Source organism: Undibacter mobilis, from assembly GCF_003367195.1.
GTDB classification, from domain to species: domain Bacteria; phylum Pseudomonadota; class Alphaproteobacteria; order Rhizobiales; family Xanthobacteraceae; genus Pseudolabrys; species Pseudolabrys mobilis.
In genome coordinates, this window is record NZ_QRGO01000001.1 from 361,535 (window position 1) to 377,509 (window position 15,975).

At 64.4% G+C, this 15,975-nt stretch carries 9 protein-coding genes; 3 read left to right on the plus strand and 6 right to left on the minus strand.

Annotated features, from left to right (window positions below):
- The first annotated feature begins 424 nt into the window (after positions 1 to 424).
- Both gltB and DXH78_RS01730 read left to right on the plus strand, forming a co-directional pair.
- Complete coding sequence (gltB, locus tag DXH78_RS01725; protein WP_488225865.1) at positions 425 to 5,176, plus strand: glutamate synthase large subunit; 4,752 nt, start codon at positions 425 to 427, stop codon at positions 5,174 to 5,176.
- Between the two features lies 1 nt (position 5,177).
- Entirely contained in the window at positions 5,178 to 6,620 is a 1,443-nt protein-coding gene (locus DXH78_RS01730; protein ID WP_115515445.1) for a glutamate synthase subunit beta, read from the plus strand.
- A gap of 73 nt (positions 6,621 to 6,693) precedes the next feature.
- Here DXH78_RS01730 and DXH78_RS01735 read toward each other — a convergent pair whose 3' ends face one another.
- A complete protein-coding gene (locus DXH78_RS01735) occupies positions 6,694 to 8,430 on the minus strand; it encodes an SGNH/GDSL hydrolase family protein (protein ID WP_210209490.1) in 1,737 nt (578 codons plus the stop codon).
- A gap of 120 nt (positions 8,431 to 8,550) precedes the next feature.
- Entirely contained in the window at positions 8,551 to 9,882 is a 1,332-nt protein-coding gene (locus DXH78_RS01740) for a lytic murein transglycosylase (RefSeq protein ID WP_115515447.1), read from the minus strand.
- Between the two features lie 180 nt (positions 9,883 to 10,062).
- On the opposite strand from DXH78_RS01740, the gene galU reads away from it, so the two are divergent.
- On the plus strand, positions 10,063 to 10,944 hold the full coding sequence (galU, locus tag DXH78_RS01745) for a UTP--glucose-1-phosphate uridylyltransferase GalU (RefSeq protein ID WP_115515448.1): 882 nt from the start codon (positions 10,063 to 10,065) through the stop codon (positions 10,942 to 10,944).
- 13 nt (positions 10,945 to 10,957) lie between these two features.
- Here galU and DXH78_RS01750 read toward each other — a convergent pair whose 3' ends face one another.
- The 4 genes from DXH78_RS01750 to DXH78_RS01765 form a co-directional block, all read right to left on the minus strand.
- The gene (locus tag DXH78_RS01750; RefSeq protein WP_147292555.1) at positions 10,958 to 12,592 is read right to left on the minus strand and encodes an outer membrane beta-barrel protein; all 1,635 of its coding nucleotides are present in this window, start codon (positions 12,590 to 12,592) and stop codon (positions 10,958 to 10,960) included.
- Between the two features lie 149 nt (positions 12,593 to 12,741).
- Positions 12,742 to 13,776, minus strand: coding sequence for a ferrochelatase (hemH, locus tag DXH78_RS01755; protein ID WP_115515450.1), 1,035 nt, complete (start codon positions 13,774 to 13,776; stop codon positions 12,742 to 12,744).
- 48 nt (positions 13,777 to 13,824) lie between these two features.
- Positions 13,825 to 15,057, minus strand: coding sequence for a phenylacetate--CoA ligase family protein (locus tag DXH78_RS01760; RefSeq protein ID WP_115515451.1), 1,233 nt, complete (start codon positions 15,055 to 15,057; stop codon positions 13,825 to 13,827).
- A 20-nt stretch (positions 15,058 to 15,077) separates the two neighbouring features.
- Positions 15,078 to 15,923: an ABC transporter ATP-binding protein gene (locus DXH78_RS01765; protein ID WP_115515452.1), complete on the minus strand. Its 846-nt coding sequence runs from the start codon at positions 15,921 to 15,923 to the stop codon at positions 15,078 to 15,080.
- Positions 15,924 to 15,975 lie beyond the last annotated feature (52 nt).

A 15,975-nucleotide genomic window follows, 5' to 3' on the forward strand; every position in this document is an offset into this window, starting at 1 on the left:
ATTAAACGGTTAATCGGGCGCCCGTTTCCGACGCTGCGCCGAACGCAATGGCATTGCGCAAAAGCCCCCCGCCGTGGTCTTGTTCTTGCTTGGCTGGAAGGCGCGGTAGCAACAAAGCGCAAGGATTGAGCGATTCCAGCATGGACCGGTCTTGTGCGGCCGGGCAAAATTTGGCATGGTCTATTAGGACAGCATTGCTGTCCTAATGGTGCCGCCGCGGTGCCGGCTTATTAAAGCGGGGCAGGCAGCGCGGGCGCCCAACGGGAGCTGCCGCGCCCGACAGTCGGGCCAGGGCATGCGCCTTCTTTAGATCGGTTACGCTTTCCAGCGGGCCCCTTCAAGGCTGCCATGATGTGGCCAGGCAACAAGGGTGTCGCGGATAAGACGAGTGCGCCGGGATTGGTCCGGCAGGGGTAGGATGACGATGAGCCACGGGACGAAGAGCACGAAGTTTGGCGGACGCAAGGTGGAAGCACCGTTGCGCGACAAACATTCGTTCGCGGACGAGTCCTTTGCCGGCGAGCCTTTCATGGGCTCGACGGCCGACCCGGGCGTTCCCGCGCCGATGGGCCTTTACGATCCCGCGCGCGACAAGGACGCCTGCGGCGTCGGCTTCATTGCGCACATCAAGGGCCAGAAGTCGCACAGCATCATCGAAGATGGCCTGCGCATTCTCTGCAATCTCGAGCACCGCGGCGCCACCGGTGCCGATCCGCGCATGGGCGACGGCGCCGGCATTCTGGTGCAGATCCCGCACAAGTTCTTCGTCAAGGAAGCCAAGAAGCTCGGCTTCGAACTGCCCGCCCCCGGCCAGTATGCCGTCGGCCAACTGTTCATGCCGCATGAGGCCAACTGGCAGGAAATCATCCGCGACATTTATGCGGACGTGATCGACCGCGAGGGCCTGACGCTGCTCGGCTGGCGCAACGTGCCGAAGGACAACGCATCGCTCGGCGAGTCGGTGAAGCCGACCGAGCCGGTCCATATGCAGGTTTTCATCGGGCTCGGAGCCAAGAAGCTCAGCGAGAGCGAATTCGAGCGCCGGCTCTACATCCTGCGCAAGTCGATCTCGAACGCGATCTATCGCCGGAGAGAGCGGCGCACGTCGAGCTATTACCCGGTTTCGATCTCGTGCCGCACCGTCGTCTACAAGGGCATGTTCCTCGCCGACCAGCTCGGCAGCTACTACCCCGATTTGCACGACCCGGATTTCGAGTCGGCGATTGCGCTGGTGCATCAGCGCTTCTCGACCAACACCTTCCCGACCTGGTCGCTGGCGCATCCGTACCGCTATCTGGCGCACAACGGCGAAATCAACACGCTGCGCGGCAACGTCAACTGGATGGCGGCGCGGCAAGCCTCCGTGTCCTCGCCGCTGTTCGGCCAGGACATCAAGCGGCTGTGGCCGATCTCCTACGAAGGCCAGTCGGACACCGCCTGCTTCGACAACGCGCTCGAATTCCTGGTGCAGGGCGGCTACTCGCTCGCGCACGCCATGATGATGATGGTGCCGGAAGCCTGGGCGGGTAACCCGCTGATGGATGAAGAGCGCCGCGCCTTCTATGAATACAACGCCGCGCTGATGGAGCCGTGGGACGGTCCGGCCGCGCTCGCCTTCACCGACGGCCGCCAGATCGGCGCCACGCTGGACCGCAACGGCCTGCGCCCGGCGCGCTATTTCCTGACGCGCGACGACCGCATCATCATGGCCTCGGAAATGGGCGTGCTGCCGATTCCGGAAAAGGACATCCTGAAGAAGTGGCGCCTGCAGCCGGGCAAGATGCTGCTCGTGGATCTGGCCGAGGGTCGCGTCATTCCCGACGAGGAACTCAAGGCGACGCTGGCGAAGAGCCATCCCTACAAGGAGTGGCTCGACCGCACGCAGATCGTGCTCGAGGAACTGCCGGGCGCCGCGGGCGGCGCGCCGAAGTCGAACCTGTCGCTGCTCGATCGCCAGCAGCTCTTCGGCTACACCCAGGAAGACATCAAGATCCTGATGGCGCCGATGGGCGCAACCGGCGAGGAAGCCATCGGCTCGATGGGCAATGACACGCCGATCTCGGCGATGTCGGACAAGCCGAAGCCGCTGTTCACCTATTTCAAGCAGAACTTCGCGCAGGTGACGAACCCGCCGATCGACCCGATCCGCGAAGAACTGGTGATGAGCCTGGTCTCGATCATCGGGCCGCGCCCGAACATCCTCGATCACGAGGGCATGTCGAACACCAAGCGCCTCGAGGTTCGCCAGCCGATCCTCACCAACAGCGATCTGGAAAAGATCCGCTCGATTTCGGAAATGTCCGGCGACCACTTCAAGTCGCTGACTTTCGACATCACCTACCCGGCCGACCACGGCCCGGAAGGCATGGACTGGGCGGTCGACGAGCTGTGCGTGCGCGCCGAGGAAGAGGTCAACGGCGGCTGCAACATTCTCATCCTGTCGGACCGCAAGGCTTCGGCCGAGCGCATTCCGATTCCGGCGCTGCTCGCCTGCGCCGCCGTGCATCATCATCTGATCCGCAAGGGTCTGCGCACGTCGGTCGGCCTCGTGCTCGAGACGGGCGAACCGCGCGAGGTGCATCACTTCGCCTGCCTGGCCGGCTACGGCGCCGAAGCGATCAACCCCTATCTCGCCTTCGAAACCTTGTCGGCGATGAAGGACCACCTGCCGGGCAAGCTCGACGACTACGAACTGACCAAGCGCTACATCAAGGCAATCGACAAGGGCCTGCTCAAGGTCATGTCGAAGATGGGCATCTCCACCTATCAGTCTTATTGCGGCGCGCAGATCTTCGACGCGATCGGCCTGAAGAAGGACTTCGTCGACAAGTATTTCACCGGCACGCATACGCAGATCGAAGGCGTCGGCCTGACCGAAATTGCGGAAGAGACGGTGCGCCGCCATCGCGCCGCCTTCTCCGACGCGCCGATCTATCGCTCGATGCTCGACGTCGGCGGCGACTATGCCGTACGCGTGCGCGGTGAGGATCACGTCTGGACCGCGGAGACGGTCAAGGAACTGCAGCACGCGGTGCGCGGCAACTCGGTGGAGCGCTACCGCGCCTTCGCCAAGGCAATCAACGATCAGAGCGAAAAGCTGCTGACCATCCGCGGCCTGTTCACGATCAAGTCGGCGGAGTCGGACGGCCGCAAGCCGGTGTCGATCGACGAGGTCGAGCCGGCCAAGGATATCGTCAAGCGCTTCTCGACCGGCGCCATGTCGTTCGGCTCGATCTCGCGCGAGGCGCACACCACGCTCGCCATCGCCATGAACCGCATCGGCGGCAAGTCGAACACCGGCGAAGGCGGCGAGGAAGCCGATCGCTTCAAGCCGATGCCGAACGGCGACTCGATGCGCTCGGCCATCAAGCAGGTGGCGTCGGGCCGCTTCGGCGTGACAACCGAGTATCTGGTCAACTCCGACCTGATGCAGATCAAGATGGCGCAGGGCGCCAAGCCCGGCGAAGGCGGCCAGTTGCCCGGCCACAAGGTCGACAAGACCATCGCCAAGGTGCGTCACTCGACGCCGGGCGTCGGCCTGATCTCACCGCCGCCGCATCACGATATCTACTCGATCGAGGATCTGGCGCAGCTCATCTACGATCTCAAGAACGTCAATCCGGCCGGCGACGTGTCGGTGAAGCTCGTCTCCGAAATCGGCGTCGGCACCGTTGCCGCCGGCGTGTCGAAGGCGCGCGCCGACCATGTCACCATTTCCGGCTACGAGGGCGGCACCGGTGCCTCCCCCCTCACCTCGCTCAAGCATGCCGGCTCGCCGTGGGAAATCGGCCTCGCCGAAACGCATCAGACGCTCGTCGCCAACCGCCTGCGCTCGCGCATCGCGGTGCAGGTCGACGGCGGCCTGCGCACCGGCCGTGACGTCGTCATCGGCGCTCTCTTGGGCGCCGACGAATTCGGCTTCGCCACCGCGCCGCTGATCGCGGCCGGCTGCATCATGATGCGCAAGTGTCATCTCAACACCTGCCCGGTCGGCGTTGCGACGCAGGACCCGGTGCTGCGCGCCCGCTTCAAGGGCCAGCCCGAGCATGTGATCAACTACTTCTTCTTCGTCGCCGAGGAAGTGCGCGAGATCATGGCCGAACTCGGCTACCGCACGATGGACGAGATGGTCGGTCAGTTGCAGATGCTCGATCAGCGCCGCCTCGTTCAGCACTGGAAGGCCAAGGGCCTCGACTTCTCCAAGCTGTTCATGAAGCCGAAGGCCGACGCCAAGACACCGATCTATCACTGCGAAAAGCAGGACCACCACCTCGAGAAGGTGCTGGACCGCAAGCTGATCGCGGAAGCGCAGACCGCGCTCGACCGCGGCGCGCCGGTGCGCCTGCAGACCGCCATCAACTCGACCAACCGTTCGGCCGGCGCCATGCTGTCCGGCGAGGTCGCCAAGCGCTACGGCCATGAGGGCCTGCCCGACTCGACGATCCACGTTCGGCTGACCGGCACCGCCGGCCAGGCCTTCGGCGCCTGGCTCGCCAAAGGCGTGACCTTCGAGCTCGAAGGCGACGCCAACGACTATGTCGGCAAAGGCCTGTCGGGCGGCCGCATCATTATTCGCCCGCCGGCCGACTCCGGCATCGTGCCGGAGGAGTCGATCATCGTCGGCAACACCGTGATGTACGGCGCCATCGCCGGCGAATGCTATTTCCGCGGCGTCGCCGGCGAACGCTTCGCCGTGCGCAACTCGGGCGCCACCGTCGTCGTCGAAGGCACCGGCGACCATGGCTGCGAGTACATGACCGGCGGCATTGTCGTCGTGCTCGGCAACACCGGCCGCAACTTCGCGGCCGGCATGTCGGGCGGCATCGCCTACGTGCTCGACGAGGACGACTCGTTCAAGTCACGCTGCAACATGGCGATGGTCTCGCTCGAGCCGGTTCCGGCAGAGGAAGCGATTTCCGAAACCGAGTTCGGTCACCAGCTCGAAACCAGCGGCATGGTCGATATCATGTCGGACCTCACCACGCGCGACGCCGAGCGGCTCAAGAAGCTGATCTCGGATCACGCGCGCTATACCAACTCGGCACGCGCCAAGGCGATCCTCGCCGACTGGGCGCGATATCGTCCTCTGTTCAAGAAAGTGATGCCGGTCGAATACGCCCGCGCGCTCGCTGAGATGGCAAAGGAAAAGGCCGCGACCATGCAGGCGGCGGAGTAAGATGGGCAAGATTACCGGTTTTCTCGAGTTCGAACGTCATGATCGTCACTACGCTCCGGTCGAGGAGCGTATCAAACACTATCGTGAATTCGTCGTGCCGCTTCCCGAAGGCGAAGTGCGCCAGCAGGCCGCGCGCTGCATGGATTGCGGCGTGCCCTATTGCCACGGCACCAGCCGCATCACCGGCCAGCCGACCGGCTGCCCGGTCAACAACCAGATTCCGGACTGGAACGATCTGGTCTATCGCGGCGAATGGGACGAGGCGGCGCGCAACCTGCACTCGACCAACAACTTCCCCGAAGTGACGGGCCGCGTCTGCCCGGCGCCGTGCGAAGCATCCTGCACGCTCAACATCGAAGATACGCCGGTCACCATCAAGACCATCGAATGCGAAATCGCCGACCGCGCCATCGCGCAGGGCCTCAAGCCCGAGGTTGCCGCGCACAAGACCGGCAAGAAGGTCGCCGTCGTCGGTTCGGGTCCCGCGGGCATGGCCTGCGCGCAGCAACTCGCCCGCGCCGGCCACGACGTGCATCTCTATGAGCGCTGGGCCAAGGCCGGCGGCCTGATGCGCTACGGCATTCCGGACTTCAAGATGGAGAAGGTCCACATCGACCGCCGCGTCGCGCAGATGCAGGCCGAAGGCGTGACGTTCCATTACGGCGTCCATGTCGGCGTCGATCTGCCGGTGGACAAGCTCACCGCCGAATACGATGCGGTGGTGCTGTCGGGCGGCGCGGAAAAGCCGCGCGACCTGCCGATCCCGGGCCGCGAGCTCAAGGGCATCCATTTCGCGATGGATTTCCTGCCGCAGCAGAACCGGCGAGTCGGCAACGAGGCGCTCGGCTCGGTCGCGCCGATCCTGGCGACCGGCAAGAAGGTCGTCGTCATCGGCGGCGGCGACACCGGCTCGGACTGCATCGGCACCTCGATCCGTCAGGGCGCCGTGTCGGTGACCAACTTCGAGATCATGCCGGCACCGCCGGAGAAGGAAAACAAGGACCTCACCTGGCCGAACTGGCCGCTGAAGATGCGCACCTCGTCGAGCCACCTCGAAGGCGCCCAGCGCGGCTTCGCCGTCGGCACGCTGAAATTCTCCGGCGAGAACGGCGAGGTGAAGAAGCTGCACTGCGCGCATCTCGACGACAAGTTCAAGCCGGTGCCGGGCACGGAGTTCGAGATCGAGGCCGATCTCGTGCTGCTCGCCATGGGCTTCGTGCATCCGGTTCATGAGGGCATGCTGAAGTCGCTCGACGTCGCGCTCGACCAGCGCGGCAACGTGGTGGCCGACACGGTGTCCTATGTTACGTCGGTGCCGAAGGTATTCTCGGCTGGCGACATGCGCCGCGGCCAGTCGCTGGTGGTCTGGGCGATCCGCGAAGGCCGCCAGTGCGCCCATGCCGTCGACAAGTTCCTGATGGGCTCGACGACGCTGCCGCGCTGAACGCCCGCGCATCCGACAACTAAAAAGCCCCGCTTACGCGGGGCTTTTTATTGGGTCGTCGCTGTCAATCGTTCTACCGGAATAACCCAAACAATCCGCCATCGTCGCGGCGGCGCGGCGGCTGTTGCGCAATGCCCTGCGGCGGACGCGGCGCGCGCGGATCGACCGCCTGCTGATGCTGCGGCGGGCGCTGCCGGTTATCGGCGGCGGCCGGCGGAGCGCGCGGCCGTTCCACAGCGCGCGGCGGCGCGGGAGCGGGCTTCGGCTCGATCGAAGCTTCAGCGGGCTTCGGCTCGGCCGGTTTGGTCTCGACAGGTTTTGCTTGCGGCGCCGGCTCAGGCTTGACGATCGCGGCGGGAGCCGGAGGCATGACGACGGCCGGTGCGACAGGCGCCGGAGCAGATGGCGTCACCGCTGCCGCCTTCGGCGCTGCAGGTTGAACGGCCGGCATCGCAACCGGCGTCGGGGGCTTCGGCCTTTCACTGCCGGGCGGCCAGACGAAATCGTCAGCGCGGCCAGGCGCAGCCTGAACCGCATCGCCCTTCACCAGCACTGCGGTTGCCGAGACATCGGCGCGCGCATTCGCAGCGCTGCCACCGACCAGTTCGTCGTTATTGCCGGTGATCGCAGTCAACGGAACCACCGGACCGGCGAGCGGGCGCGCCGCCGGCTTGCCGTCACTCGGCAGCGGCGCAGCCGGTCCCATCGGCAGCGCGATCGGACCGCGGTTCGCCATATAGCGGCGGATCTCGCGCTCGACATAGTGCGCGAGCTTGCGCGCGCCGTATTTGGTGAAATAGACGCCGTCGGCCGAACGCAGGCGGCGCATCTGGCCTTCATAATCAGGGCCGACATTCGTGTACTTGCCCTCTTCGTCGACGAAGCCGTCCCACACATCGACGTAAACGGCGCCGGCCTTCTCGGCGCGGGCGCGATAAAGATCGTTGAGGTAACCAGTATCGGCGGTCGATTTGGTGCCGCGGATCGGCGGCAGACCGACCCAGAACACCGGCACACCCTTCGATTTGAGCGCGGCAATCGTGTCGTCGATACGCCGCGTATAAACCTTCTCCCACGGCTCGGAGCGGAACTCGATGGCGCCGCCGGCGCTACGCCGCGCAGCCGGCGCCTTCGGTTCGGGCGCGACGATGCCGCCCTCGTCGTCGGTTTCCTTCTTCGGCTGACCGGTGGCGTCGCTCTTGTTCGCCTGGTCCTTGCCGGCCTGGTCCTTATTAGCCTGATCTTTGGCCTGCTGCTCGGCTTCCTTGGCGACGTCGCGCTCGCGCAAGTTCTGGCGGTCGCCGACGCCGATCATCATCACGACGTAGCTCGCCTTCTCGTTGGCGAGCAAATCGCGTGCGACGTGCCACCAGTCCTGATCGTTGCGGGCATCGTAGCGCAACAAACCGGAATGCTGTTTGGCCTTGCGCAGGATGGCGATTTCCGGCGCGTCGCCGAAAGCATCTTCGAGGCCTGAGGCCAGCCAGTCCGCCATGCCGTCGCCGAGCACGACGATCGACGTGGTCGGTTCGACCTGATCGGCCCGGGTGTCCTTGCGCGGGGCCGGAGCGCGCGAATTATCCACCGGCGCTTCGCGATAAATCTCGCGATCGTCAGGGCGCTGGCGGCTGCCGCCGCCGAACAGACTGTCAAAGAAGCCGCCACCGCGCTGACGTTGCAGCGACGGGTAACGTGGTTCAAAAAACTGGGCCTGCGCCGGCTGCACCATCGTCAGCCCGGTAAAAGCCACAGCGGCGAGTTCGGCCAGCCCCAACAGAGCCAGCCCGCCAAGGAACCGCACGGCTTTCATTTTGCGCATCATCGGGACGTCCAGCGAGCGGTCGGGCTCGGTTTCCGGGACAAATCCTTTGCGTCCCGGGCCATGGACCAATAGCCGGGAAAAAATGTCAACTCGAAGGTCGACTTCTAGTTAGCGCCCGGCGCGCAAGCTATCGAGGACCCCGGCGGAGGCAAATCCATCCGGAATACGGCCGATTCTGACCTGGAAATCGCGCAGCGCCTCGCGGGTCTTGGCACCCAGACGGCCGTCCGGCTCGCCGACGTCGAACCCGTGCCGCTCGAGAAGCTGCTGGAGTTCAAGGCGCTCGGCGCGGGTCAGGACCCGTTCATAGCGGGGCCAGTCCTGGACAAATGGCCCGCCGCCCCGCAGCCGGTCCGCCAGATGGCCGATCGCCAGCGCGTACGACTCCGAAGGATTGTAGCGCATGATGACCTTGAAGTTCGGCAGCATCAGGAAGCCAGGGCCCTGCACGCCGGCCGGCACCAGCAGAAAGGCCCGATCGTCGGGTCGCGGAAAGGCCCTGCCCCCGGCGCGGGAAATGCCGTGGCGTTCCCATTCGCGGATCGTCATCACGCGGCTTCGATCGGCCAGCATGAAATCCAGAGTGCCGGGAAGGACGACCTCGTAGCCCCAGGTCTCGCCGTTCTGCCAGCCGGTCTTCTTGAGGTTGTTGGCGGTCGAGGCAATGAGATCCGGCATCGAATCGATGACGTCGCGCCGCCCGTCGTGGTCGCCGTCGACGGCGTAGCGCTTGAACGCGGTCGGCATGAACTGCGTCGGCCCGAAGGCGCCGGCCCAGGAACCGATGAAGCGATCCGGCCGCACGTCGCCGCGATGCAGAATGTCGAGGGCGGCGATGAATTCGTCGCGGAAATAGCGCTGGCGTCGACCGACGCAGGCCAAAGTTGCGGTCGAACGCAATACCGGGCGATCGCCGCCAATAGCGCCGTAATCGGTCTCAACGCCCCAGATCGCCGCGATGATGTAACGATCGACACCATAGGCACGTTCAGCGGCGTCGAACTGAGCACTGTATTTCGCGAGTACTTCGCGGCCGCGCGCCACGCGCCGTTCGTTCACCAGGATGTCGAGATAATCCCATACCGCTTTGGTGAACTCGGGCTGGCTGTCGAGCAGATCCATAATGCGCAGTTCGGGCGTCAACCGCGCCGTCATGCGATCAAAACTTTCGCGCGAAATGCGGTGGCGGGCGGCAAGCGGCCACATGCGTTCGATGCAGTGAGGGAAATCGGCGACGGCAGCGCGGATCGCCGCGGCCGTCATCAGCGGGTGCCCTGAGGCACCGTCCTCGCCGCTCCATGCGCGTTGATCGGTCCGGTCGACGCCAGCGGCGGCGGGGATGGACCCGGTCTGCTCGATGTCGCCAGCAGCCGCGGCCAAGCCCCCGCCGGCGGCGAGGGCCAGAAAGCCGGCCAAGAACAATTTCCGGGTATTCCGCATTAACCTGCCGCGCCCTTGTCGTTTTCCGTCGCCCCATCCGACCGGGATATCGTTTCGACAAGGTTAACAGCTTACCGCTTTGTCTCAATCCGGGCCAGTTTCTGGCCTCAACTGGACCTTTCCGGGCGAGCGTGCTTTTTAGCCGCATGTTTGCCGCCCCTTGAGCGAGACCCATCCGACATGAAGCCTGTCCGCAAAGCGATCTTTCCCGTCGCCGGCCTTGGAACCCGGTTCCTGCCCGCCACCAAGGCGATGCCGAAGGAGATGTTGCCGGTCGTCGACCGCCCCCTGATTCAGCACGTGGTGGACGAGGCCCGCGAGGCTGGCATCGAGCACTGCATCTTCGTGACCGGACGCAACAAAAGCGTGATCGAAGATCACTTCGACCGTCAGTTCGAGCTTGAAGTCACCCTGATCGAGCGCGGCAAGAATGCCGACCTTGAATTGCTCAAGGAGGATCTGCCGGAAGCCGGTGGCACCAGCTTCACGCGCCAGCAGTCACCGCTCGGCCTCGGCCATGCGGTGTGGTGCGCACGTGACCTGGTCGGCAACGAGCCCTTCGCCGTGGTACTGCCCGACGTGCTGGTGAAGAATCCCAAGGGCTGCCTGGCGCAGATGATGGAAGCTGCGAAGGACCTCGACGACAAGGCCAATATCATTGCCGTCGAAGAAGTGCCGATGGATCGCATCCATATGTATGGCGTCGTCGGCGTCGGCAAGACGAAAGGCAAGGCTTTTGAAGTGACCCAGATGGTCGAGAAGCCGAAGGCAAAAGATGCGCCGTCCAATCTATCAATCACCGGCCGCTATATCCTGCAGCCGGAATTGTTCGAGGTGCTGAGCAGCCAGGCCGCCGGCGCCGGCGGCGAAATCCAGTTGACCGACGCCATGCTGACGCTGGCGAAGTCGCAGCCGTTCTACGGCTTCAAGTTCGACGGCCGCAGCTACGATTGCGGCTCGAAGATCGGCTTCCTCACGGCCAACGTCGCTTACGGGCTCGACCGCAACGACCTGTCGGCGGAATTCCGTTCCGAGATCGAACGCATTCTCGCCGGCAAGTAGACCGCACCATCGATCACTGCTGCAGACGGACACCGACGAGGAAAGTGCTCGCCGTGTAGTCGTTGCCGCTGAAATTCGAGCGCAGCCAGTCCTGCCGGAACTCGCCTTTGATCTGCGCCCAGCGCGATAGTTTATAGGTCAGGCCGAGGGCGACCATGTAGCGGTTGTCATCGCGGCTCGACCCCTTGTAGTCGTCATTGCCGTATCCGGCCTTCACGCTGCCAATCAGCCAGCGGCGGAAGGCGTGATCGACCTGAAGCCCGAAATCACGCGACAATACGCCGGAAACCCCGGCCACAGCCGACTCCTGAACCGCCGATTTTGCGTTGAACTGCACGGTGGTAAGCGAACTCGCCGTCCAGATCAGCGAGGCATTGCCGACAAAGCCGCTCAGTTTGTCGAGGCGCGTGTCGTCATACTTTCGCTCGGTGTAACCGATGCCGGTTTCGCCGGTGAGCAGCCGCGACAATTCGAAAGTCGAACCGACCAGCGCTGTCCAGCCCTTCGAGTTGCGCTGATAGCCGGAGAAATCAGTCGCCAGATCATGCCGGCGGGTATCGACCGTGCCTTCGACATAAGGCGTGACGCCGGGCGTCAATTCGTAGCCGCCGCGCAACGTAACGCCGTATTGATCGTAGTTGCGATCCTCATTCGAGGCGGTCGTGCCGTCGGTCAGCTTTGAGTTCTGGTAGGCGGTGCGCTCGGCATCGCCCTTGAGCGACAGGTCGAGACGGTTGAATTTCTGTCCGAGGCCGACCGAGCCGCCAGCCGTGGTGAAGATCGGCAGTTTTGAAAGTCCAGCCTGCAAATTCGGGCTGCCGGGATTGTCGGTCGATACAAGGACGCGGCCGCCGAGGTCGATACGAGTCGAGCGGGTGACATCGACGCGGCCATCGATCTTGCCGTTCGCATAAGGGCGACTGAGCGTCGGCGTCGTGTCGGGCGAATAGCCGGTGTAGCTGCCGCGCAGATCGGCCTTGAGTTCGTGGCGCGACCAGTTCGATTGCGCGCGAAGTTCCGGCGCAGCGCTGTAGAGCGAAGCGCCGGCCGGGTTTGATGATTGACCGGGGTTGGTGCTGTAGCCGCCGGACAATTCGATTGCCGGATAGAGCAGGAAGCCGCCGGCGTGAACGCCAAGCGGCGCGTAAGGATCGTCGGCGTCGTCGCGGCGGCGCTTCTTCAGCGGCTTGCGAATGGGGCCGATCTCGACCGGTGGCTGGCCAGCGGCGGCCGCCATTGCACTCTTTGCTTCAGTCGGAAACGGCTTCTGGTACGGCGACAGCGTCAGCGGCGCCGGCTGGCCGGTGGTGAGCGCCTGAGCCTGGGCGCGTGCCGCGGCGCCGGGCTTCTGCGTCGCCGCCTGCTTCCTGGCTTTGGCGCGGCGGCTGTTGGTTGAATCGTATCCGGTGTCGCCGGCGGCGGAGGCTGGCGGGGCGAAGCTCGGCGTCTGCGCCAGTTGCTGTTGTTGCTGTGGCCCGAATTTCTGGAATTTTTGCGGCTTGCTCGCCTGCTTCGGCGCCAACGGATCGGCGTCCGGGGTCACGATCTGCGCAACAGCCGCACCGCTCGCAAACGACAGCACACAGGCAAGCGCCATCGCCCCCATGAATGGGTGCGAAACTGCCGGGATGACGCGTGCGCGCTTCACGTCCTAACGCAAGCCTCCTGGGACCGGCCGCAAGGGCGCGCGCACGGGCGCACGCCCGCCGAGCCGGCGGGAAGTGGTTAACGGACGTTAAAGCGCTATGGTTAACGAGGTGTTGCTGACCCCTTCCCTTTCAGGGACGGATCAGAAGTTCACACCCAGCCCTGAAGCTCCCGGGCGACGACATCGGCGATCACCGCCATGCCCTCGGCAGTATCGTTGAGGCAGGAAATCGCGGCGAAGTTCTCGCCACCGTGTTCCTTGAAGATGCCGGCATTCTCCATGGCGATCTCTTCGAGCGTCTCAAGGCAATCCGAGGAAAAGCCCGGCGTGATGATGGCGAGGTTCTTGACGCCGCGCTGGGCCAGCGCCTCTACCGTCTTGTCGGTATAGGGTTTGAGCCATTCCGCGGGCCCGAAGCGGGACTGGAACGTCATCATCAATTGCGTCTCGTCGAGCTTGAGACGCTCGCGCAGCAGCCGCGCCGTCGCCGCACATTGACAATAATAGGGATCGCCCTTGGCGAGATACTCTTCCGGCATGCCATGGAAGGAGGCGAGGATGACATCCGGCTTGAAACTGAGCTGCGCCAACGATGCCTGCAGCGAGTTGGCCAGCGCCTCGATATAGACCGGGTTGTTGAAATAGGCCGGCGCGATGCGCACCGCCGGCTGCCAGCGCATTTGTGCCAGCGCCTCGAAGGCCTTGTCGGCCACCGTCGCTGTGGTTGCGGCGGCGTATTGCGGATAGAGCGGCACGATCAGTATGCGGTCGCAACCCTCGGCCTGCAGCGCATCGAGCCGCGACTTGATCGACGGATTGCCGTAGCGCATGGCCCAATCGACGACGATGCGCGCGTCGCCCTTCATCGCGGCGGACAATTTCTCGGCCTGCGAGCGCGTGATGGTCTTGAGGAATGACTCGTTGCGCTCCTTGTTCCAGATCTTGTCGTAGTCCTTGCCCTTCCGGCCCGGCCGGAAAGTAAGGATGATCAGATTGAGCACCAGCCACCACTTGATCGGGTTCTCCTCGATGACGCGGCGGTCCGACAGGAATTCCTTGAGGTAACGCCGCATCGACCAGTAGTCGGTGGCGTCGGGGGTGCCGAGATTGACCAGCAGCACGCCGATGCGGCGCGGCGGCAGTTTCGGGTGGTTTGGCGGCAGGTGCGGATTGGGATCGGTCATACCCCGCAATCAGCGGGAAATGCGCCGGGGCGTCAAGTCACGACTGCCCTACCCGACCGGCCGCTCGTCGGCGATCACCTTGCCGTCATTCGGCAACGAGCCGGGCGCGACCAGCCTGACTTCGCCGCGCAGCTTGGTCACCGACTGCAGCGTCGCAGCCACGGCCTCGGCGAGCGCAACGTCCAAGCCCGATGCTTCGGCCATCAACGTCATGGTGTCCTGCTCGGCTTCACGGCCCACCACCAGGCGCAGCCGCTTCAACTCAGAATGCCGCGCGCCGACCTCGGCAACCTGCTTGGGATGAACGAACATGCCTTTAACCTTGGCAGTCTGGTCGGCGCGGCCCATCCAGCCCTTGATCCGATGATTGGTGCGGCCACACGGCGACAGGCCCGGCAGAATCGCCGACAGGTCGCCGGTGGCCAGGCGAATCATGGGGTAATCGGGATTGAACGAGGTGACGACCACCTCCCCGACCTCGCCATCCGGCACCGGATCGCCAGTGCCGGGCCGCACGATCTCCAGAATGACGTGCTCGTTGACGATCATGCCGTCCATCGCTTCGGTCTCATAGGCGATGACGCCGAGCTCGGCGGTGGCGTAGCACTGGAGCACCTGGACGCCGCGCGTGCGCAATTCCTCGCGCAATGAGCCAGGCAAAGCCGCGCCGGACACCAGAGCGCGCCTGATCGAGGACGCATCCTTGCCGCCCTTCGCGGCGGCATCGAGCAGGATCTTGAGGAAATCCGGCGTGCCGATATAGGCCGACGGCCGGTAATGCGCCATGGCCTCGAGCTGCTGCTCGGTGTTGCCGACGCCGCCGGGAATAACGGCACAACCGAGCTTGTGCGCGCCCGACTCCAGAATGAAGCCGCCGGGCGTGAGATGATAGGCGAACGAATTGTGGACGATGTCGTCTGCGCGCATGCCGGCGGCGAAGCAGGCGCGCGCCGCCCCCCACCAGTCATCACCGTAACCCTCGGGCTCGAAGATCGGCCCCGGCGACATCAGCAGCCGCTTGGCCTGGCCCGGCGGCGTGACGTTGAGTCCGCCGAACGGCGGATGCTCTTTCTGCAGGGCAGCGATATCGGCTTTGCGCATCACCGGCAGCTTCGCCAGCGTTTCGCGCGAGACGACCGATTTCGGATTGACGCCGGATAGATGCTTCGCCCAGCCCGGCGCCTTCATTGCGTGGGCGACGATGCCGTGCAGGACGGCAAACTCCTCGCTGTCGCGCAGCGCCGCACCGCGGGTTTCGAGATGGTCGTAATGCTCGGGCATTGCCGCTCCGCGATGAATTCTTACGCCAGCCACCTTTTGCGCCGGCGATAGTGCTTGCCTTCGCGGAACGACTTGCGGCGGCCCTCGGAGATGCCGAGGTAGAACTCCTTGACGTCGGCGTTGTCGGCCAACGATTTGGCATCGCCATCCATGACGACGCGGCCGTTTTCAAGAATATAGCCGTACGTGGCGTATTTCAGCGCCATGTTGGTGTTCTGCTCGGCGAGCAGGAAGGACACGCCTTCCTTGGCGTTCAGGTCCTTTACGATTTCGAAGATTTCCTCGACGATCTGCGGCGCCAGTCCCATTGAGGGCTCGTCAAGCAGGATCATCTTCGGCTTGGACATCAATGCACGGCCGACCGCGCACATCTGCTGCTCGCCGCCAGAGGTATAGCCGGCCAGCGAATTGCGGCGTTCGCGCAGCCGCGGAAAGTAGGCGTAGACCTTTTCCATGTCGCGCCGGATCGCTGCCTTGCCGTCGCGCCGGGTGAAGGCACCTGTGAGAAGGTTCTCTTCGATCGACAAATGGCCGAAACAATGCCGGCCTTCCATCACCTGGATGCAGCCGCGCTTCACCAGATCGTTCGGCGACTGGTCCTGCACCTCGGCACCGTCGAAAATGATGGAGCCCTTGGTGACATCACCGCGTTCGGCATGCAGCAGATTGGAAATCGCTTTCAGCGTGGTGGTCTTGCCGGCGCCGTTGGCACCCAGCAACGCCACGATGCCGCCTTTCGGCACCGCGAGCGACACGCCCTTCAGCACCAGGATGACGTGATCGTAGATCACTTCGATATTGTTGACGGCAAGGATGGTTTCCGTCGCGGGGGTGGGGGCGAGCTTGTCTTGTGCGGCAGCCGTCATGACACATCCCGAAAGGGCCCTCATCCTGAAGAGGCGCGTCAGCGCCGTCTCG